This is a genomic window from Faecalicatena faecalis (assembly GCF_012524165.2).
Lineage (GTDB): Bacteria > Bacillota > Clostridia > Lachnospirales > Lachnospiraceae > Faecalicatena_A > Faecalicatena_A faecalis.
Genome location: NZ_JABACJ020000035.1, coordinates 1 through 19,825, shown reverse-complemented (window position 1 = coordinate 19,825; position 19,825 = coordinate 1). Strand labels below are relative to the sequence as shown.

The following is a 19,825-nucleotide window of genomic DNA, read 5'->3' as shown; positions in this document are numbered from 1 at the left end:
ATTTGGAAAATAAAGAGCAAAGGGGCCTGACCCCTTTGCCCTTTGTTTTCTGAATATTAAATCTATTTCCAAGGATTTTCTGTAGGATATCTTACTCCTGCTGGCTGGTTGTATCCAATCTCTTCTACTGGAACACCGATGTACTTGAATACCTCGAACAATGCTTTTCCGTGATTTCCAAATGCAACAGCACCGTGGTGCGGGTAGTTGCCTTCAATGAGTACGTGGCGGTAGAATCTTCCCATCTCTGGAATTGCAAATACACCGATTGATCCAAAGGATCTGGTTGCTACCGGAAGCACTTCTCCCTGTGCGATATATGCGCGCAATTTGCAGTCTGCTGTGCTCTGAAGTCTGAAGAATGTGATATCTCCAGGGATAATATCTCCTTCGAGTGTTCCCTGTGTTACTTCTTCCGGCAATGCTCTTGCCATGATCATCTGGTATTTCATCTCACAGAAGGAAAGCTTGCTGGATGCTGTGTTCCCACAGTGGAATCCCATAAATGTATCTTTCTGTGTATAGTTGTATTTTCCTTCGATATCTTCTTTGAACATGTCGGCCGGAACAGTGTTATTGATGTCAAGCAGTGTCACTGCATCCTGGCTGACTACCGTTCCGATGAACTCACTTAATGCACCATAAATATCTACTTCACATGAAACCGGGATTCCCCGAGCAGTCAGGCGGCTGTTCACATAACATGGCACGAATCCGAACTGTGTCTGGAATGCAGGCCAGCATTTTCCAGCGATGGCTACGTATTTTCTGTAGCCCTTGTGCTCCTCTATCCAATCCTTCAAAGTAATCTCATACTGAGCCAGTCTTGCAAGAATTTCTGGCTTCTTGTTGCCTGTGCCGAGCTCTTCTTCCATTTCTTTTACAATTGCAGGAATCCTCTCGTCTCCTGCATGTTTGTTGTATGCTTCAAATAAATCCAGCTCGGAGTTCTCTTCAATCTCTACTCCAAGGTTATAAAGCTGCTGAATCGGAGCGTTACATGCAAGGAAGTTCAGCGGACGCGGTCCAAAGCTGATGATCTTGAGTTCACTGAGTGCCACAACGGCTCTTGCGATCGGCTCGAACTCATGGATCATGTCTGCACATTCCTCTGCTGTTCCCACCGGATATTCCGGAATATATGCTCTCACATTACGCAGCTTTAAGTTGTAGCTTGCATTGAGCATTCCACAGTACGCATCCCCGCGTCCCTGTGTCAGGTTGCTGCCTGTCTCCTCTGCTGCTGCGATGAACATTTTCGGTCCGTCAAAATGCTTTGCAAGTAATGTCTCTGCAATCTCTGGGCCGAAGTTTCCAAGATAAACAACCAATGCATTGCATCCTGCTTTTTTTACATTTTCCAGAGCCTGTACCATATGAATTTCACTCTCTACGATACAGATTGGACATTCATAGATTCCCTCTTCTCCGTATTTTTCCTTATAAGCCTTCATCAGTGCTTCTCTTCTTGTTACAGAAAGACTTTCTGGAAAACAATCTCTGCTGACTGCAACTACTCCGATTTTTAATTCTGGCATATTGTTCATTCTATGTACCTTCCTTTCTTAAAACAAAAACTTGATATAGAAATTTAATTGTTACCTTGTTAAAAACAAATCTCCGTAATCCGGTCTATTGTCCGCTCATCATCCTTTGGCTGCTATTGCACTGATTCCAGCGTGATATTCTCTCCCTTTAATCCGCAGAATGCACCTTCAATCCCTGCCTCCTCGTGGGCCAGGAGCCACTTATTCTTCGCTGTGATCAGTCGGTCTTCTCCTTCTGCTCCGGCCTCAAAGGTAAGCTCCGTATTCGTTTCCCTTGGCAGAATGACAACACATCTGAATCCGCCCTTTACCGCTGTGCACGGTGCATAATGCAGTGTCGTTGCATAAACCTCAATCACAGTACCTGCCGGCACCAAAAATGCCTCTACCTTCGAGGTATCATATGTATAGTCTGCCTGAATGTCCTGCTGTGCACCGATTAATAGAATTAGATCCGTCACAGCAATGTTGATTTCGGAAGAACGATGATATTCCAATGCATTGAGTTTATGGTTGTCGCCGTTACAATATCCAATCTGAATCGGCAGTCCTCCATATGCCCTGCTTTTAAACGCTTCTGCTTCTGGAAGCGCCTCCATCTCTTCCACAGACGGTACGTAGATGACTTCCGCCGGAAGCGGCGTGTGTTCCATTTCTTTCAGAATCCTGCTGATTGAATATCCTTCCAGAACTTTGCCATACTTGCCAAATGAAGCATCCGTTACTTTCTGAATTTCCATGATGTTCCCTCCTAAGAATCTTACATGTCTTATGAGGTCATTTTATCAATTTACCATCTTTTCTTCGACCAAATACTTATCTAATCAATGTCACTTTCTTGCCTTTTTACGATATTCACTGGGCAGCATTCCATACTTTTTAGAAAATGCCTTTGCCAGTGCCTTACTGTTCGGGAATCCATTTTCCAGAGCGATCTCACTTAACGTTCTTTCCGAATTGGCAAGCTCCTGGTAGGCATATTCCACCCGGATGCTTTGCAGATATGATTTATAATTAATTCCCGCATATTTCTGGAACATCCTGGATAAATAAGTGGGCGAATATCCGAATATTTCTGCCAGCCGTTCCAGAGAAAGCTCCTCCGAATAGTGCTCCTTTATATAAGAAGTAATGACAGACAATCTGCTCAGCTTTCGATTCTTCTTGACCATCTCCTCGCTGACTTCCGTCTCCCTGTATTTTGTCACCATCAGATACAAAAGTTCATAAAAAAGCCCCTGCACCTTGAGATCATACCCGCATTTTTTCTCCGTGTAAGCACGGTAAATATCAGAAATCACCCCCATCACTCTTTCGTCCTGTGCCTTGGGGTCATGGGTAAAGCTGATAAACTGCTCCCCCGTAAAATACTTTTCAAACGTCTTGAGCGGAATCTGCACAACGACCGTCATATTCGGCTGTGGTGAATCAACAGAATGAATTTCATTAGAGTTCACCAGCATAAACTCTCCTGGTAAAAGGGGATATTTCTCCTCATTGATATAGAACGTAAGCGTTCCCTCAAACACGGCAAAAATCTCGATTGACCGATGCCAGTGCTTGCCGCGGAAATAATTTCCGTCACGCCCCTCAAAAATAAACATCTTAAAAGGTAAGTCTTCGTTCGGTACAATCAACTCATGGCTAAATTCCATAGATTTCACCCCTGTCCTGTCAATTCCTGTTAATAAATCTGATAAATCAGCAAATTGCTGCTGCTTTCATCTCTTTTTATAGTATAACAAATTCCAACTTTAATCACAATAATACTGGAGACCTGTACCAATAATTTAAATAAATGGGAAAATGAAGAAAACGGAGAGCATAGGGGGCGGGCCCCTTTGAAAAGGGCCTGCCCCTCCATGCTCTCCGTTTTTTAGAATATTCTCAAATCTATTTTTTCTCTTTACCACATACAAGCGGGATGGCCTTCCCAGCCGCCACATCGATGATTCCTTTATCTGAGATCTTCAGTGCCGGACTTGCGAGTAGTGATAGGGTGCAAAAGGACATGATCGGGTTATAATGCTGATATCCTTGTCTGCACAATGCCTCTCTTACTCGTCTTAAATCGGCTCCGATCTGCTCTGCAGGTGCATCTGAAAGGATGCCTCCGATTTCCAGCTTTAAGCTTGCTTTTACTTCTTCTCCGTCTGTAACTGCAATTCCGCCTTGGTTTTCTATTACCGTGTTCACTGCCAATTGAAGGCTTTTTTTATTGCTGCCTGCTGCAAGCAGGTTATGGTGGTCATGTGCATAAGTCGTAGCTGCTGCACCGTGCTTGATGAGGTCTCCTGTGACAAATCCATAGCCGATATTTCCAAAGCCTTTCCTCCCGGACTTCTGTGTCTTTCCATAACGTTCGAAAACTACGGCAAGCAGATAAGGTGAGTCTTCCCACTGTATTTCCCCATTCTTCACAGGAAGCCAGACTTGTTTCCTGCCAGTCTTGGTCGAGCCGTCAGATACGACCATCACCTCGACAAGTACCTTATTGGAAGATTCCGTCGGTACGTACACAGAAAATAAGTCTTCTGCTGCCTTAGGAAGATGAACGGTATGCCGATAGCTCTCCGGGAATTCGCTTCCCCCTGTGCGATTCCTGGATATACACACATCCGACTTAGAGTCCTGTCTTTGGTAGACACATCTGCCACGCTTAAAGGTAGCAGCAATACGAAACGTCTCCAATTCATCCAGCAGCACAAAATCCGCAAGCTTTCCTGGTGTGAGCATGGTCCGGTCGGTAAATTTCATCCGCATGGCATTGGTAAATGTGGCATGATAAATTGCACACTCTGGGGACATGCCAAGTCTAATGGCCTTCCTGACAACCGCATCCAAATGTCCCTGCTCCATCAATGTATCTGCCATAACATCGTCCGTCACAAATCCAAAATATCCATAAAGATGATGCTCCTCAATAAAAGCCAGGACCTCTTCCCGCAGCATTTTTTCCTGGATTTCAATAAACATCCCGTTGAAGAACCTCTGTTTCAGCTCTTCCATGTTATGTTCCGTATGATCACTATCGATTCCAAGATAAATAAATTTATCCAGATCCAGATCCAACAGCGACGGACAGTGACCTTCTACAACAATATCTGGCCTCTCTTCTGACAGATAATCAAGCATCTTACTGATTTCAAGCTGGTTCTCCCGGATGATCTGCCGGTAATTCATGACCTCTCCCATGCAGGCCACCAGCGGATTTTTCAAAAGCTCTTTCATAGCCTCAAATCCAATCACGCCCCCAGTTGTCTCAAGTTCAGAAGAGGTGGACGGAACACAGCTCGGAATTCCATAATAAATATCGATCGGAGATTCTTTTCCCGCCTCCATCATATCCAGAATCCCATCCAGCCCATTCACGTTCGCCATCTCATGAGGTTCAGACACTACGGTCGTCACCCCGCACTGGGCCAGCCGTTCTGCCATCGAATTCGGAGTCATCATGGAGCTCTCAATATGCATATGAATATCAATCAACCCGGGAACCATGAGCTTCCCGCTGCCGTCCAGAATCTGATCAGCCTTCATCTTACGCTCTTTCTTCAGATCAATACTGTAAATCCTGCCTTCCAGGATATACACATCCGCAGGATAAAAACGCCGAAAAACCGTATTGTAGACAGACACATCTCTGACCACGAGGTCCGCCGCATTCATTTTTTCTACCCTGCTCTTTTCCTTTTGCCTATCTTTGCTAAGAAGTTCTGTATGTCCCTTTTCCATATAAATGCCTCCGTCTGCACGCTATAAATTCAATCTAAAAACCAAGTCCAGCCATCCCCTCTAACGAATCAGAGTGTAAAAATACAGTACACATACAGCAGTAAGAATGTACAGCACATAGTTGATTTCTTTTCGTTTTCCTGCCATCAGCTTCATCAACAGATAAACAGGAATCGCAAGACAGATTCCGTTCGCAATATTATTTCCGAAGATGGTAAAAGTAATACAGATAAAAGCCGGGAACGCTTCCGTCAGATCTTCATAGTGAATATTTTTCATAGAGCTGAGCATTCCAATTCCAATCACCATCAACGCAGGTGCTGTAGCAGCAGAAGGAATCATCAGCGCCAAAGGAGTAAATAAAAGTGTAAGCGCAAATGCGATACAGGTCCCCACCGCTGTAAGCCCTGTCTTTCCACCAGCCTCAACTCCTACGGAAGACTCCAGGTAGGTCGTCATGCTCGGAATTCCGAACAATCCGCCGACTACAGTGGAAAGTGCATCCACCTTAAAGCATTTATCAATCCCCGGAAGGTTGCCGTCCTCGTCCAGATAACCAGCCTTCGCACCCACACCGAGCACTGTACCGAAGGTTGAAAAGAAATCCGGCACAAACAGAGCAATCAAAAACGGAATATATGCAAAATTCAGAGCTCCCAGGAAATCAATCCTCATAAACTGAGGTCCCGGACTGACAGGGAGGGAGAAAATATGCTCCGGCATCTTCGTGATTCCCATCGGAATCCCAATCAGGGTTGTTACAAAAATCGCGATAATCATTCCTCCCGGGATATTTCTGACCTTAGCCAGCATAATCAGCACAAAACCAATCAGAGCCAGAAGGACTGTCGGGGAAGTCAGGTCCCCAAATCCAAGACTGTTTTTTGCCTCATTTGCAACGATCAGACCACAGCCCTTTGCCCCAATCAAGGCAATAAAAAGTCCCACACCTGCACTGACTGCCTGCTTTAAGCTGGGAGGAATAACCTTTACAACAGCCTCTCTCAATCCAAAGAAGGAGATGAAGCAGAACAAAATACCGCTCCAAAAAATGACTCCCGCAGCAATCTCTGGTGAAATATTCTCATTGGCAATCATTCCAGCGACAATACTGACGCTTCCAAGCCCCGGTGCAAGTGCAAATGGGCGGTTGGTATAAAGTGCCATTCCAAGTGTGGTCGCGATGATCAGCAGAATCATAATTGTAAGGACTACGTTGCGGTCCAATCCTGCGCTCCCCAGCATATTCGGAACGGTGGCGAGTACATACGCCATTGTAATAAAAGTTGCAAATCCTGCCATCAATTCTGTTTTAATACTTGTGTGGTATTCCTTCAATTGAAATTGTTTTTCGATCCAGGCTTTCATTTGTAACTCCTTTCATGGAAAATGTTTTATTCTGCTTTTATTTTACGTGGAAATTATATATAATTCAAATATATATAATCTATAGTTTTTATGCATCCAGGCTATAATCAAATACAGATTTTCCATAGGTACAGTAAACAATCAGGATTTACGTTATCCAAAAGCGGTCTAAATCAGCAGCGTATAACCTGGCAGGATTTCACAAGAGGTGGATGGGATGGAAGTAAAAGAAGCAAAGTATATCCTGGCAATTGCCAAATATAAGAGTATCAATAAAGCAGCGAAGGCGCTGTATATCTCACAGCCCTCGCTGAGCAGGTATCTGCAGAACCTGGAGTTCCGCATGAATACAAAGCTTTTCAGCCACATACATAATGAATATGTTCCTACCTACATGGGAATGAGATACCTCCATTATGCCAAAAAGATGGTAGAACTTGAAAATGAGTGGAATGCCGAATACAGAGATATCATGAATGTCAAAAAGGGCCAGCTCAATATTGCGATCCCCATTGTCCGCAGCAACTGTCTGATTCCAGACTCAGTAGCCGAATTCCATCAAAAATATCCAAATGTAGATGTGAATGTATATGAGGCTGCACATTCCGTAGAACAGATGCTTTTAGAGGAAAGCAATCTGGATCTTGCCGTATACAACGTCAGCACATTTCCGAAGCATCTGGAATACCAGATTATCGGGCGTTCTGAAATCGTTCTTGTTATGCACCAGGACCATCCCGCCATCACAAAAGCAGTAAAAAAGAAGGGATACCGCCACCCCTGGATTGATATCCGCGATTTGGAAGGAGAGAACTTTGTCCTTTTATACGAACAGCAGACAACAGGAAAAGTCATACAGGAGCTGTTCGACACCATAGGAATGAACCCCAACGTCTGGATGAGGACCCGCAGCAGTGAGGTCGCAATCAGCATGGCCCAGAAAAATGCCGGCATCACACTCGCCGCCGAAGGATATGTGGAACACATGGGGCCAAACTCCAGGGAGGTGGTATGCCTTTCCACCGGCGATCAGCAGATCTACACCACCATGATAGCAGCCTACAGACCCGGACAGTATCTCCCCGGATATGTCCAGGATTATATCGATATTGTAAAGTCCGTCATGGATGGGCGGCTGAATATGAAGAACTGACGACCTGTCACAACTGCATCAAATATATCTGCCTACTCTTCATCACCCTGTTTATAAACAATCTGCCCATCCACGATAGTATAAAGTGTATGGGTGAATACCTCCATGGGATTCCCGTCAAACACGGCAATATCTGCATCCTTTCCGGGTTCCAGACTGCCTACCCGGTCGTCCACCCGGCAGATCTGGGCTGGATTGATCGTCAGTGCTTTTAGCCCCTCTTCCATCGAGAGCCCGCATTTTACCGCATAGCCGGCACAGATTGGAAGATACTGGATCAGCGCGACCGGGTGATCTGTCGTCACAGCGACCTTGATACCAGCATCTGCAAGAATTCCCGCTGTCTTGAAACTCATATACTCGACCTCGACCTTAGAACGGGATGTCAGGTCCGTCCCCGCAATGACTGGAAAACCAGACTCTGCAATCTCATCTGTGATGAGATGCCCTTCCGTACAATGATCCAGTGTGATATCCACATCAAATTCTTTTGCAATACGGATTGCCGTAAAAATATCATCCGCACGGTGAGCATGTGCTTTCATAGGAATCTCTTTTTTCAGTACCGGAATCCATGGCTCCAAATCAAAATCTTTATCCACAAGTTCACCTGATCCCCTTTTTTCTAAGTACTGTTTTGCCCTGAACAGTTCCCTGCGCAGCATATATGCAGTCCCCATACGGGTCGCAGGGCAGGTATTCTGATCTCCATAAACAGTCTTTGGATTTTCTCCGAATGCAATTTTCATCGCGGCCGGTGCTTTCACGACCATCTGATCCACACATCGCCCATGCGTTTTCATGAACACGAACTGTCCGCCCACCACATTGGCACTCCCCGGTCCTGTCATGACCGATGTGATCCCTGCCTGGATTGCATCATGGAATGCCGGATCAAGAGGATTTACCGCATCTATCCCGCGTAATGCAGGCAGAATGGGATTCGTCTGCTCATTGCAGTCATCCCCGATTGCCCCGCTTTTTTCCTCTGTCAGACCAATATGGGCATGTGCCTCAATCAAACCCGGCATGACCCAGGCTCCCTTTACATCCAGAATTACCTCTCCCTGCCCACATTGATCCTTTAATGTAGAATTGCTTTCCATTGGGCCGGTCTCCATAATCAATCCATCCTGTATCCTCACATATCCTTTTTCGATGACAGGCCCGGCCATTGTAATTATTTTTCCATTTATGATCCACATAAAAAAGTCCCCCTGCAAAATACAATCTCGGATTTCGAATCCTGGCCTGCAGCCATTCATCCGGTATAGTATCTGCAGAGGAACTCCTTTACATGCATGCAAATGAACTTCACAAACTATATTTTACTTTTACGCATTCTCCCTGATTCAATCTCCATTCTCTGCCATCCATTTTCAGGACTCCGCCATCTCTATCAGCCGTCACCGAGAGGACTCCTTCCTGATAAGAAATATCTACCTTCCCGTTTTTGATCGGAACAGTACAGCAAAGTTCTTTAAAAAATCGGGGCTGCGGGCTTACTTCAAATGTCTCATACCCCGGCTTAGTCGGACGTACTCCCAGATAATATCTGCCAAGCAGATAAATGGGACTGGCTCCCCATGCATGACACAGACTCTTCCCAAAGGGATCACCGTACATTCCATACTGCTCATCCTCGGACTGATTCGGTTGATATTCTTCCCAGAAAGTGACTGCTCCCTTTTTCAGCATTCCTCCCCAATATTGTTTTACACGCTCCAGCACTTCATCCAGATAACCTAGCTTTGCAAGCACATCCATTTCATAAAATTTAAAATAAGGTGTGCTGATCTCTGTAATATCTTCATTAAATAATACATGCTCAACAATGGACTGGGTCTGTTTCTCATCTGCAATATCAAACAGGATTGCAAATATATTCGCATGGCGTGTCACATTTCGTTTTCCTGACTCAAAACTATCAATAAATGCACCTTTTTCCTCATCCCAGAAGAATTTCATGATATTTTTCTTCAGCTCTGCAGCTTTTTCCACATATTTATTCCCCGTCCTGCCAAGCAGCTCCATACTCTCCGCCATGGTCTCATAACATTTTAAGAGCAGCATCTGTTCCGCAGCGATGACACCTGTTTTATCCATGTCGCACCAGTCAATAAAGATCCAGTCCTGCTCTCTTCCATAAAGGAAACCATTCTCATCTGTCTGGGATTCACACAAATCTATCAATGCCTGCATCTTATCAAAGACTTCACTCAAAAATGCGGTATCGCTGGTCATCTGATAATGATCCGCAACAGAAATCAACCATAAAAGAGAATAATCTACAATTGTATTGATATGCTGCCTGATCTCCCGATTTCCGCGCAGAGCAAGAATCGTCCGCTTATTGATATCCTCATCAAAGAACAGGTATGGATTTACAAAGTAGCTCTGATATGCATCTCCTGACCAGATCCAGCGGTCTCGCTTGATTCCGTCTATAAAAAACAGTCCGCTGCAGAGCTGGTATGTCTCCTTTGCCACGCTCCAGATCTGGTTGAGCTGCTCATCATCAGAGGAGAACTTCGCTTTGACTTCTATTGGAAAATGCTCATGTACCGCACTGCATTCTATTTCTTCCTCCTTACAATCTGGGACAAAAAGATACCGAAATGCCCGTTTACGTATCGCACTGTCCTCTGTTACATTTTCCTGTTTATAATAGCACCACTGAATATCCAGCGCCTCCCGGTCCGATTCCCCGTAGCAGATCGTGACCTGTTCTTTCTTCGTCTTCACTTTGACTGTCCCATTCACCATTCTTGCGAAATCAAACAGCACACCGCCCTTTATCTGCTTTTTACTTACCGGATATACCACCTGTTTCTCATAATAAACATGATTCGGGTCCTGCTCCTTTTCTGTATAAAGCTTAGAAGTCCCGGCAGGCAGTTTTTCCTCAAAATCATCTGCCATCCAGCCTTCATCGGAACGAATCACACTTCCCTCTATATAAATGCATGGCAGTCCTGTCATATTCCCCAGGCAGACTACAATCTTTGTATGCCCCGGCGCACAAGAAATCGTTTCGCCCAAGGCATATTTTTTCCCATTGACCTCGACATATCCCTGCCCGGCCCCGTGAACGCTGAATTCCTCTGCTTCTTCTAATTCATATTCTCTGGTAAACTTTACATTCTTTCGCCAGTCATCCATCTTCCAGTATGCCGGCCAGCCATAGCCTCGTTCTTCCCTCTGAAAATTCTGCAGCATCCCATGATAAATTTCAAAATCCCCTGGATACCAAATCCATTTTGCACTCTTCTCTGCCATATTATGATCTCCTTTTGACCGTTCTGCGTCTTTTGTGAATCTCTATTACTCAAGTCCCTTAAATGCAAGCTTCCTTCATTATAAAGACCACAGTTTTCCACTACAATTGTTAAATTTAAGCAGTTTTCATGTCCATTTTTAAGATTTTGATGTATGATAAAAGAAAAGAAAAAAGATACACATTAGAGGAATTTTCCATGGATACCAAGATAGCAACAACACATCTGCTGCAAATGAATCAGGATGAAGAATTTTACCGCCGATATTATCAGGCACAGAAAAATCCTAAATCCCTGAAAACATTTCTTTCAGAACAGGACCCGGAAGTCCTAAAGAAAAGAAGACTTTTTGTAAAAGAGCTGATGCCGGAGAATATACCAGACGCCTTGTCAGACGAAGATTACTTTGAGGACCAGCTTTTTGACAATATTTATATACGCAAACACAACCGCTATACTCCGGCATTCGAACACAGCCATATCTTTTTCGAGATCATCTATGTTCTGTGCGGTCAATGTACCCATACGGTCGCACACCGTACAATGCCAATGAAAAGCGGCGATTTGTGCCTGCTTCCTCCTGCGCTGCGTCACTCATTGTCGGTAATGGATGATGACAGTATCATACTCAACATCCTGATCCGCAGAGATATGGTGGAAGACATTTTTTTCAATGTCCTGAAGGATAAGACACTCATCGCTTCCTTTTTTCTGGGAAGTCTCTACCAAAAGAACTATGCTTCATGTCTGCTGTTCCACACAGGCAGCGACAGTGAACTTTCCAAACTGCTCCTGGAAATGTATGAGGAGCAGATGGATCACGACGAATATGCCAATCGCATCCTTAGCTGTATGCTGCCCATCTTTTTTACCAAACTCATAAGAAGGCATCAGGCGCACAGCGAATTTTCCTATGCCCCCGTAGCTGAGGACGAAGCACTCTTTTCCTATCTGGCGGCACACTATAATACTATTACGCTGACCGAGCTGGCGGGACATTTGAACTATACTGTACCGTATTGTTCTTATTATATCAAAAAACAGACCGGAATGACCTTTTCCCAGCTTCTAAGACAGATACGCTTGAAAAAGGCGGAATCTCTGCTGACCTCTACAAATATCAGTATCCATGAAATCAGCGTGAGGCTGGGGTACCATAATCCCGAAAGCTTTATGAAGATATTCAAAAAAGAGTATGGGATGACGCCAGGGCAATACAGGGGAGCGCACTCAAGTAAAAACTAACAACAATGAGGCCCCGGAAATCCAACGATTCCCGGGGCCTCTTATGGCAGCATCCCCATCTGCTGCCTGTTGTCTGAACTTATATACAATGATTCTCTTACATCACAGTATCATGTATACGACCAATAATAAAAAGCTGACAGCCATGAACGGTTTCTGAATCTTATTCGAGATTACATTCAGCTTTGGATTATTCACAAAAAACAATACCAAGTAGATACAGGAACAGACCAGTGCCACAGCCAGCACGATATTCTTCAGCATTCTTTCTTCCTCCCAATGAACTTACAAACTTCGCGTTTCTGTCCTTCATTATAATGCATATCGGGAAATAAATCCACTGGTATTTTTCTTTGTCACGAAGCCTCACTAAATGTATTGACCTTTCTCATAACGAAAAAAGCCTCGGAAATATATCATTTCCAGGCTTCTTTCTAGAGGCACAGACCAGATTCGAACTGGTGATCAGGGTGTTGCAGACCCACGCCTTACCGCTTGGCTACTGCGCCATAGTGACTCCGACGGGAATCGAACCCGTGTTACCGCCGTGAAAGGGCGATGTCTTAACCGCTTGACCACGGAGCCACACACTATTTAATTGTTACTGCTTTCGCAGTGACCGTTTTTAATATTATCATAACCTTGTAGAAATTGCAAGCCCTTTTTTTAAGTTTTACCAAGTTTTTGTACACACCTTTCCGCATGGCTGAATAGTTACAAGTTTTTAGTTTCCCTGATAATAGGCTACAATCAGGTCTACCATTCGGTCATAGCTCTGGACTCCATCTGACTGTCCATTTACCTTGAGATATGTATCATTCACCTTATTTGATACTTCTGACAGCGTTCCCTCGTATTTGGCCCAAAATTGACTGTTGCTCTCAAGATCCGCTTCCACCCTCTCTGCAAGCAGAGGCCGAACCTCCTTCCATGCTTCATAATCTACTTTATATAAAGCATTCATGCTGTAGATCCAACCCATCAGATAGCCGCTGTACTGAAAATCCTCTCTCTGTGCATCCTTACATGCCAGAAATGCAATAAAATTCGCTTCCTCTTCCTGCATGAATCCCCGCAGATGAGACAGCTCATGGCAGGCCGTAAACGGAATATTATAATCCGTCATGTCTTTATTATAGTTCGCTTCTACTGTGAATGGCAAATAAATTCCCGTCAAGGATTGATAGGACAGAATCTGGGAAAGCAGCAGCCCTTTGGGCTGTGGATAGTATCCCGCCATAGCAGGATAACGGGTGCCAAGCTGATTCATCGTATTCACAGCAGCCTCTTTCTCTGGTCCTGACAGCTTCATCACCCCGGAATCATCGCGCTCGACCTTCCCGGCCCTTGCATTCACTTCCTCTGTCAGGCGCAGGCACACCCGCTTTAAATCCTCTGCTGTATACTGGCTGGTCTGTATCCCGGATTTTTCCGAAAACGAGATCCTCCGGTAATTGATACCGCAGTTGGTGACATACAAAAACAAAAGGACCGATGCCGTTAAAAACACACCGGATGCCCATTTGAGCATGACCGCACCGCCTGCCTTTGTCCTGGCAGCCAAAACAATAGCATGAATCAGTGTTCCCAGCAGCAGGACAATCCCCACATACAGGCACAATTCTGAGAGTGAAAAGGAAAAAATCCCGGAAATACGCCCCAGCGTAGATACGATCACTGGGTAGATATGTGTGGCATACCATTCTGCCATTCCCGGAATTTTTCCTGCCATAAGAGTCAGTACTGCACTGAATACCAGTAAAATACAGGCTGCGGCCATTCTTTTTTCGATTGTGTTTTTATGCTCTCTGTTTTTCTTATTCTTCATTTTCGCTTACCTGAGATTTTTATGGATCATATTTGAAAAGTATATGTTATCCATTACATCACAGATAATCTACAAAGTCAATGGGACTTCCTTCTATTAACCCCTTCCTGTTCTGTCAGATATTTCCTCCAGACAGCGCCTTACAGACGAGCATCGAACAGCCCACAGAAGCTGTCGATCGGATCAGTGCCCTTAAATGCACTTTCCCCTTCCATCAGGTTTTCTACCAACGCATCAAACGTACTGTCTTTAGAATCGTAGGTGTTAATATAGGTACGGACCTGCGGAATATCGGCGAGCATCGTCGGCTGTCCACAGCCAACAGCAATTACCGGCACCTCAAAGACATACCATGGAATCTCTCCGCCGCCTTTAGAAAGACCAAAGCTTGGTCTTCCACCAGATACATCACAGAGCGTTATGACAAGATCCATATCCTTTACGAAATCTGCAATTGCATTTTTTCCTGCAAAATACAGGTTTACATCCGGTTTTTCCCCAGCCTCTATCTGTTTCTTCATCCGATCCAGCGGGCTTTCATAAACAAATGCATCAAATCCTTTGTCGCACAGCTTCTGTTTTAAAAGCTCTGCTGGATTTCCGCCGCCCATGCCCATCAGCTTCATAAGCGCTGACATGCCGCTCTCCGCGCCCTTTACATGCACGATCATGATTCTCTGATAGCGCTGTGGTGTAAGCGGAAGAACTTCTTTGTCTTTGTATTTTACGAGAGTGATGCAGTCCTGGCTGATTGATTTCTGCATCTCTTTATGTGCTTGTGCACCTAAAATTTCCTCCAAAATCTCCGGCTGTGGTACCAGCTCCTCTTTTGCTTTTTTATGGAGACCGAGATGTGCTTTCAGACCCAGAATGCGTGTCAGTGCTTCTGTCATACGCTCTTCGCCAATGATACCATTTTGATAAGCCTCCAACATCGTTGCAAAGTCTTCATCTGGATCATTGAAAAACAGGAACATATCACAGCCTGCATTGATGGAACGAGGAAGCATTTCCTTTCGTGTCATACGGTCTGTCATCGCTACCATATGGGAAGCATCTGTTACAACCATGCCATTGAAGCCCAGCTTATCGCGCAGCAAGACTGTCATGATTTCGGGACTCAACGTCGCCGGCATCATATCTTCATCCTTCAATTCTGGATTGATGGCTTTCGCATATTTCGGAAGCATGATATGTCCTCCCATGATCGCGTCAAGACCATGCTCGATCAGTGTCCTATAGACCATACCATAAGTGTTGTCCCACTCCTCTACATCAAAATAGTTCACATTGTTAGAGAGATGTGCATCTCTGAAATCCTGTCCATTTCCCGGGAAATGTTTGGCTGCACATGCAAATCCTCCGATCGTATGTGCTCCCTCCAGATATGCTGCACTCATGCGTGCTACACGCTGTGGGTCGCCACCGAACGCACGGGATACGACCTCTGTATTCTCCCAGTTATAAAGGATATCACTGACCGGGGCAAATGCCATGTTACAGCCGATCGCTGCGGCCTCCTCATTTGACATTTTTCCGAGTGCAAATGCATACTCATCCTTGTCAGTGGCTGCAACTTTCACTCCTGAACCGATCATCGTTCCATCTGCACAGGCACCATCTCCACCTGCTTCTGTGTTACAAGCGATGAACAACGGAATTTTGGCATATTTCTGTAATTTTCTGTTCTGCTCCTGGATTGCCTTTCCTGGCGCCGGATTGTAACGGCAGCCGCCCAGATGGTATTTCTCCATTAACTCCCTTAAATATGCTTCGTCATGGGATGCTGTTAATTGAAAAAATAGCTGACCTACCTTTTCCTCATCACTCATCCCTTTGATTGTCTCTTCCACCCATTTGATGTCATCCTCTGATAAAAAATACGGATTCGCTTTTAAATCTACCATGTTCTTCTCCTCTCCTGTTATCATCTATTTTATATTTAAGAATCCTTAAGGTTCTCCCAGAATTCTGCAACCTTTTCTTCCTGATATGCGCCCTCATAGCTTCCATCCAACAGCCTCAATACCCCATCGCGCGAGAATTCCTCCCAGGATTTCTTTTCACGCCGCACATAAATCGGGTAAAAAAGCACTCCATTCTTCATGGCGGCCTCATAATCTCCCGGAGCGTCACCTGTCATAAGTATTTTGGATTTGTCGTAGCCCTTTTTTATCAATTCTCCAATGCAGAACGCCTTGCTTCCCGCTTCCTGCGAAAGAAGGATGTCCACGTGCTTCGTCAATCCATATATATCCCACTCTTCTTTCACGGCCTGCAGATTCGCCGATGAAACAACTGCTATATCCGCCTTTTCATGTGCGTATTCCAGCGCTTCCTTCACTCCTTCAAACGGCCTCTTGACATTGAACGGGAGATTATCAATCTTTTGATTCACTCTCACTGACCAGGAAAGCGCCTTTTGAAGGCTGATGCCTCCTCCATTTCTGATTGCCTGTGCCAGGGCGGCATTTGACAGCTCCGGGCTTTCCTCCACCCATTTCTCCAGAGAGTCCAGGTCTTCAATATCCGTATACTTTTCCTGAATCTCCCGGAGCATCTTTGCAAGCCCTTTAAAACGGTTGATACCTCTTGTCATACTGTACAGGTTAATTTCGTTCCATCTCTTTAAAATAGGCTCTTTCCACTCTTCAAGTCCCCATTCTTCTGTAAGGCATGGTCCAAAACAGCGGATATGTTTTAAATCCATTGTATCCATGGCACATCCATCTGAATCCACGCAGATCAAAAACTCTTTCTTCTTTTCAAAATTTTCCAGATTCATAGTTCGCTCCTCTTTTGCCCCTGTTTCCACTTCAAGTTCCCTGTAAGGTCTTCTCCTTTCCTATATTCATCTTTCTCATATTTGAAAGTTTAATACTTCTGTCAGATTTACGTGAGGACTTTTTTTGGTATCAGCCATACTTTTTTACGATTAAATAAAAACGCAAAAAAATATTACGGTTTTATCTAATAAAACTACGACTAAAAAAAGACAGGTCATGCCCGTTAAACTACGGGACATATCCTGTCTCATTCTCAAGCTCTGCTTCATGCCGGCCTGATTCCTTCTAAACCATTTTTTCAGATTTCACCAATAGACCCGAACGTAACAGCACAGGCCTTACTGCATTATACAAAAATGCGACCAATATCGTTGAAACTACGGCATTTACAAATGTGGTAGCGGTGCTCCATTTTGCAAGCACCTCCGCCATCTGCTGCGGCTGCCCAAGAATATACTGTTTATAAAAATATCCAACAAGAGGATCCGCTATTACATTGAACCCCAAGCCTGCGATCGAAGCGATTACGCTCCATTTGAATACATATTTCTTATCCGTACTTTCATTGATCTTTGCCGCTTTATGCGCAACCAGACCTACGATCAGGCCGATACATAGCTTTAAAACAAAGGTCTTCGGAGCTCCTGTAATATAGATCGGGTCCATGATATCCGCAAAGGTCATACCGATAGCCCCTGCCAGACCTCCATACCAGCCGCCCAGCAAAAGAGCACCTAATACACAGAATGCATTTCCAATATGAATGGATGTAGCATCTCCTCCCGGCATCGGAATCTTAATCTGAAGATACGTGAACGTCACATAGCAAAGAGCTGCAAGAATGGCGGTCTGCGCTAACTTCAAAATCGTCTGGTTTTTCCTTTCCATAGCAATAACTTCCTTTCTCCCTTAGATGAAGTCTATATTACTACGATAGTGGAGCTGTGAAAACAGCCAGTTATTCTAAAAGCAGGCAGGCCAGTTTATAACTCTATTTATCTTTTTCAAATTTTTTGTAGCATTTTTGTTTGAAATATCGTCTAATAATTATAGGCACATTTTACAAATTGATGTTTTACTAAGGGGGAACAATGTGGAAATTTTAGACACATCCACAGATATCAGACTGGTGAAAAAGGCAATTCGGGGCAGTGTTGATGCCTATGGAGAGCTGATCGAAATACATAAGAATTATCTTTACCGGATGGCATATCTCCATTCCGGCACTGAGGATGCTGCGCTGGAAATCGTGCAGGAAACTATTTTAAAAGGTTTTCATTCTATAAAAACGCTTCGGAACCCAGAGTTATTCCGGTCATGGATCACCAGAATCCTCATCCATATATCCATTGACTTCCACCGTAAGAGCGTTCCATCTATACAGATCGATGAAAATCTGCCTGAAACGAGGAGTCTTGGCATTTCCATAGAAGAGAGACTAGATCTGTATGAAGCCATCCGACAGCTTCCAGAAAAATACAGACTGGTCATCGTACTAAAATATTTTGATGACCTGAAACAAGACGAAATCGCCGGAATCATGAACATTCCGCGTGGTACTGTTGCCGCTTATCTGACACGGGCGCGTAAGGAGCTTCGAAGAAGCCTGAAGGAGGGATATTTGAATGGATAAAAGATTTGAACAAATCCCCGTTTCCGATAAACTGGATTGTGTGGTCGATCATTGTCTGGAGCAATTGAGACAAGAACAACGCACAGTAAAAAGAAAACGGATTCAAAAGACCTGTATCTCCATCGGTACGGCAGCCGCTATTTTTATCAGTATCGTTTTTTTCAGTGTAAGTAATCCAGATGCGGCTGAGAGCATCCCGCTGCTGGCAGGGATCACCCAGATGGTACAAAAAGAAGGAAATAGGCCTGTCCAAGAATATATTCGGGAATCAAATGGTGTGAGGATCAAGATTTCTGACATATATCATGACTATAACACAATATATATGGCTGTAAAGATAGATAACAAACATGGTTTCCCAAAGGAAATGCTATCTGCTTCTGATGAATCTGAATGTGGCAAGTTGGAGCTTTTATCTAAAGTCCAGTTTGATTTCTACGATCAGCCAATCGATGTTTCTCCCTATACAGAGGGAAACTTTATCGATGACCATACTTATATTGGAGATATCCACATCCCTTTGAGCAGTCTGCCTTCCAAGCTTCGTGCCCAAAGCGGTGCTATTCCCAAGGAATTTGGATTTAGTTGGGATATCCATACGATCTACGACTGGCCATTTGCCCTGTGGGAATACGCAAACCAAAAAGTCGGGCCCACTCGCTTTGAAATCATGCCTAATAATGGACAGGGAGGAAGCTGGAACTTCCAGGTGCATGTCCCGCTCAATCTAAATTCTTAAAATAGGAGGCTCCCGAATGGCAGAACAAAAGAAAAATACCAGGAAAATTTATTTTATCATCGGCGGCATCCTTTGCCTGCTCATACTGTCCTACATCGGTATCTCTGTGTTCTTCATGAAACACTTTCTGTTCAACACAGAGATAAACTCTCAGAATTTCTCTGCAAAAACAGCAGCTCATGCAGAAAAGGTTCTTAAAAAACAGGTTCAGGAATATGAACTTACTATTCTGGGAAAGAATAATCAGACAGATATAATGAAAGGAAGCGATATTTCGCTAGTCTATAAAGAGAATGACCAGCTAAAGAATATCCTAAAAAAGCAGAACGCTTTTTCCTGGCCTCTGTCCCTTTTTTCCAAAAAATCAGCCAGCATTTCCATTGATTTAGATTATAATAAGGATGGTGCTAGAATATAAATAGTACAAAATAAACATGACCATTTTCGATAAATACTATATGATAGTCATAAGACAAGGAGGAGAATGGATATGTCAAAAGGTACTAAATATTC

Annotated in this window: 17 protein-coding genes and 2 tRNA genes; 5 read left to right on the top strand and 14 right to left on the bottom strand. The window is 44.2% G+C overall.

The window, feature by feature from the left end; translation table 11 throughout:
* Window positions 1-62: 62 nt before the first annotated feature.
* The 5 genes from HGO97_RS21915 to HGO97_RS21895 all read right to left on the bottom strand — a co-directional run bounded on the left by HGO97_RS21915 (window position 63) and on the right by HGO97_RS21895 (window position 6,650).
* Window positions 63-1,547 (bottom strand): L-fucose/L-arabinose isomerase family protein, encoded by a 1,485-nt coding sequence (locus HGO97_RS21915; RefSeq protein ID WP_216245248.1) that lies wholly within the window; start codon window positions 1,545-1,547, stop codon window positions 63-65.
* A gap of 113 nt (window positions 1,548-1,660) precedes the next feature.
* Window positions 1,661-2,287: a DUF4867 family protein gene (locus HGO97_RS21910; protein WP_216245246.1), complete on the bottom strand. Its 627-nt coding sequence runs from the start codon at window positions 2,285-2,287 to the stop codon at window positions 1,661-1,663.
* A 90-nt stretch (window positions 2,288-2,377) separates the two neighbouring features.
* Window positions 2,378-3,202 carry an AraC family transcriptional regulator gene (locus HGO97_RS21905; protein WP_216245243.1) on the bottom strand — a complete coding sequence of 275 codons (825 nt, stop codon included), beginning with the start codon at window positions 3,200-3,202 and terminating at the stop codon, window positions 2,378-2,380.
* Window positions 3,203-3,440: 238 nt separating this feature from the next.
* The gene (locus tag HGO97_RS21900; RefSeq protein WP_330654319.1) at window positions 3,441-5,282 is read right to left on the bottom strand and encodes an adenine deaminase C-terminal domain-containing protein; all 1,842 of its coding nucleotides are present in this window, start codon (window positions 5,280-5,282) and stop codon (window positions 3,441-3,443) included.
* A 60-nt stretch (window positions 5,283-5,342) separates the two neighbouring features.
* Window positions 5,343-6,650, bottom strand: a complete 1,308-nt coding sequence (locus HGO97_RS21895; protein WP_216245241.1) for an NCS2 family permease — start codon at window positions 6,648-6,650, stop codon at window positions 5,343-5,345.
* A 217-nt stretch (window positions 6,651-6,867) separates the two neighbouring features.
* Here HGO97_RS21895 and HGO97_RS21890 point away from each other — a divergent pair, with 217 nt between their 5' ends.
* Window positions 6,868-7,803 (top strand): LysR family transcriptional regulator, encoded by a 936-nt coding sequence (locus HGO97_RS21890; protein ID WP_216245239.1) that lies wholly within the window; start codon window positions 6,868-6,870, stop codon window positions 7,801-7,803.
* A gap of 32 nt (window positions 7,804-7,835) precedes the next feature.
* Here HGO97_RS21890 and HGO97_RS21885 read toward each other — a convergent pair whose 3' ends face one another.
* Together HGO97_RS21885 and HGO97_RS21880 are read right to left on the bottom strand one after the other, a co-directional pair.
* Window positions 7,836-9,008 carry an amidohydrolase gene (locus HGO97_RS21885; RefSeq protein ID WP_216245237.1) on the bottom strand — a complete coding sequence of 391 codons (1,173 nt, stop codon included), beginning with the start codon at window positions 9,006-9,008 and terminating at the stop codon, window positions 7,836-7,838.
* Between the two features lie 109 nt (window positions 9,009-9,117).
* Window positions 9,118-11,082: an alpha-L-rhamnosidase-related protein gene (locus HGO97_RS21880; protein ID WP_216245235.1), complete on the bottom strand. Its 1,965-nt coding sequence runs from the start codon at window positions 11,080-11,082 to the stop codon at window positions 9,118-9,120.
* A gap of 197 nt (window positions 11,083-11,279) precedes the next feature.
* On the opposite strand from HGO97_RS21880, the gene HGO97_RS21875 reads away from it, so the two are divergent.
* Entirely contained in the window at window positions 11,280-12,326 is a 1,047-nt protein-coding gene (locus HGO97_RS21875) for an AraC family transcriptional regulator (protein ID WP_216245233.1), read from the top strand.
* 102 nt (window positions 12,327-12,428) lie between these two features.
* Here HGO97_RS21875 and HGO97_RS21870 read toward each other — a convergent pair whose 3' ends face one another.
* From HGO97_RS21870 to HGO97_RS21840, 7 genes are all read right to left on the bottom strand, one after another.
* On the bottom strand, window positions 12,429-12,590 hold the full coding sequence (locus tag HGO97_RS21870; protein WP_216245230.1) for a hypothetical protein: 162 nt from the start codon (window positions 12,588-12,590) through the stop codon (window positions 12,429-12,431).
* Window positions 12,591-12,764: 174 nt separating this feature from the next.
* Window positions 12,765-12,835, bottom strand: a tRNA-Cys gene (locus HGO97_RS21865).
* A 4-nt stretch (window positions 12,836-12,839) separates the two neighbouring features.
* Window positions 12,840-12,911 (bottom strand) — tRNA-Glu (locus tag HGO97_RS21860).
* 139 nt (window positions 12,912-13,050) lie between these two features.
* Window positions 13,051-14,154 carry a DUF3810 domain-containing protein gene (locus HGO97_RS21855; RefSeq protein WP_216245229.1) on the bottom strand — a complete coding sequence of 368 codons (1,104 nt, stop codon included), beginning with the start codon at window positions 14,152-14,154 and terminating at the stop codon, window positions 13,051-13,053.
* Between the two features lie 140 nt (window positions 14,155-14,294).
* On the bottom strand, window positions 14,295-16,061 hold the full coding sequence (locus HGO97_RS21850) for a glycoside hydrolase family 3 protein (RefSeq protein WP_216245226.1): 1,767 nt from the start codon (window positions 16,059-16,061) through the stop codon (window positions 14,295-14,297).
* Window positions 16,062-16,096: 35 nt separating this feature from the next.
* A complete protein-coding gene (locus tag HGO97_RS21845) occupies window positions 16,097-16,939 on the bottom strand; it encodes an HAD family hydrolase (RefSeq protein ID WP_216245225.1) in 843 nt (280 codons plus the stop codon).
* A gap of 286 nt (window positions 16,940-17,225) precedes the next feature.
* A complete protein-coding gene (locus HGO97_RS21840; RefSeq protein ID WP_216245223.1) occupies window positions 17,226-17,828 on the bottom strand; it encodes an ECF transporter S component in 603 nt (200 codons plus the stop codon).
* A gap of 205 nt (window positions 17,829-18,033) precedes the next feature.
* Between HGO97_RS21840 and HGO97_RS21835 the strand changes: the two genes are divergently transcribed.
* The 3 genes from HGO97_RS21835 to HGO97_RS21825 are packed head-to-tail and all read left to right on the top strand — an operon-like array spanning window position 18,034 to window position 19,730.
* Window positions 18,034-18,573, top strand: coding sequence for a sigma-70 family RNA polymerase sigma factor (locus HGO97_RS21835; RefSeq protein WP_330654318.1), 540 nt, complete (start codon window positions 18,034-18,036; stop codon window positions 18,571-18,573).
* Complete coding sequence (locus tag HGO97_RS21830; protein WP_216245221.1) at window positions 18,566-19,312, top strand: DUF4179 domain-containing protein; 747 nt, start codon at window positions 18,566-18,568, stop codon at window positions 19,310-19,312. The genes HGO97_RS21835 and HGO97_RS21830 overlap by 8 nt, the downstream gene beginning before the upstream one ends.
* 16 nt (window positions 19,313-19,328) lie before the next feature.
* On the top strand, window positions 19,329-19,730 hold the full coding sequence (locus HGO97_RS21825) for a hypothetical protein (RefSeq protein WP_216245219.1): 402 nt from the start codon (window positions 19,329-19,331) through the stop codon (window positions 19,728-19,730).
* Window positions 19,731-19,825: the final 95 nt, after the last annotated feature.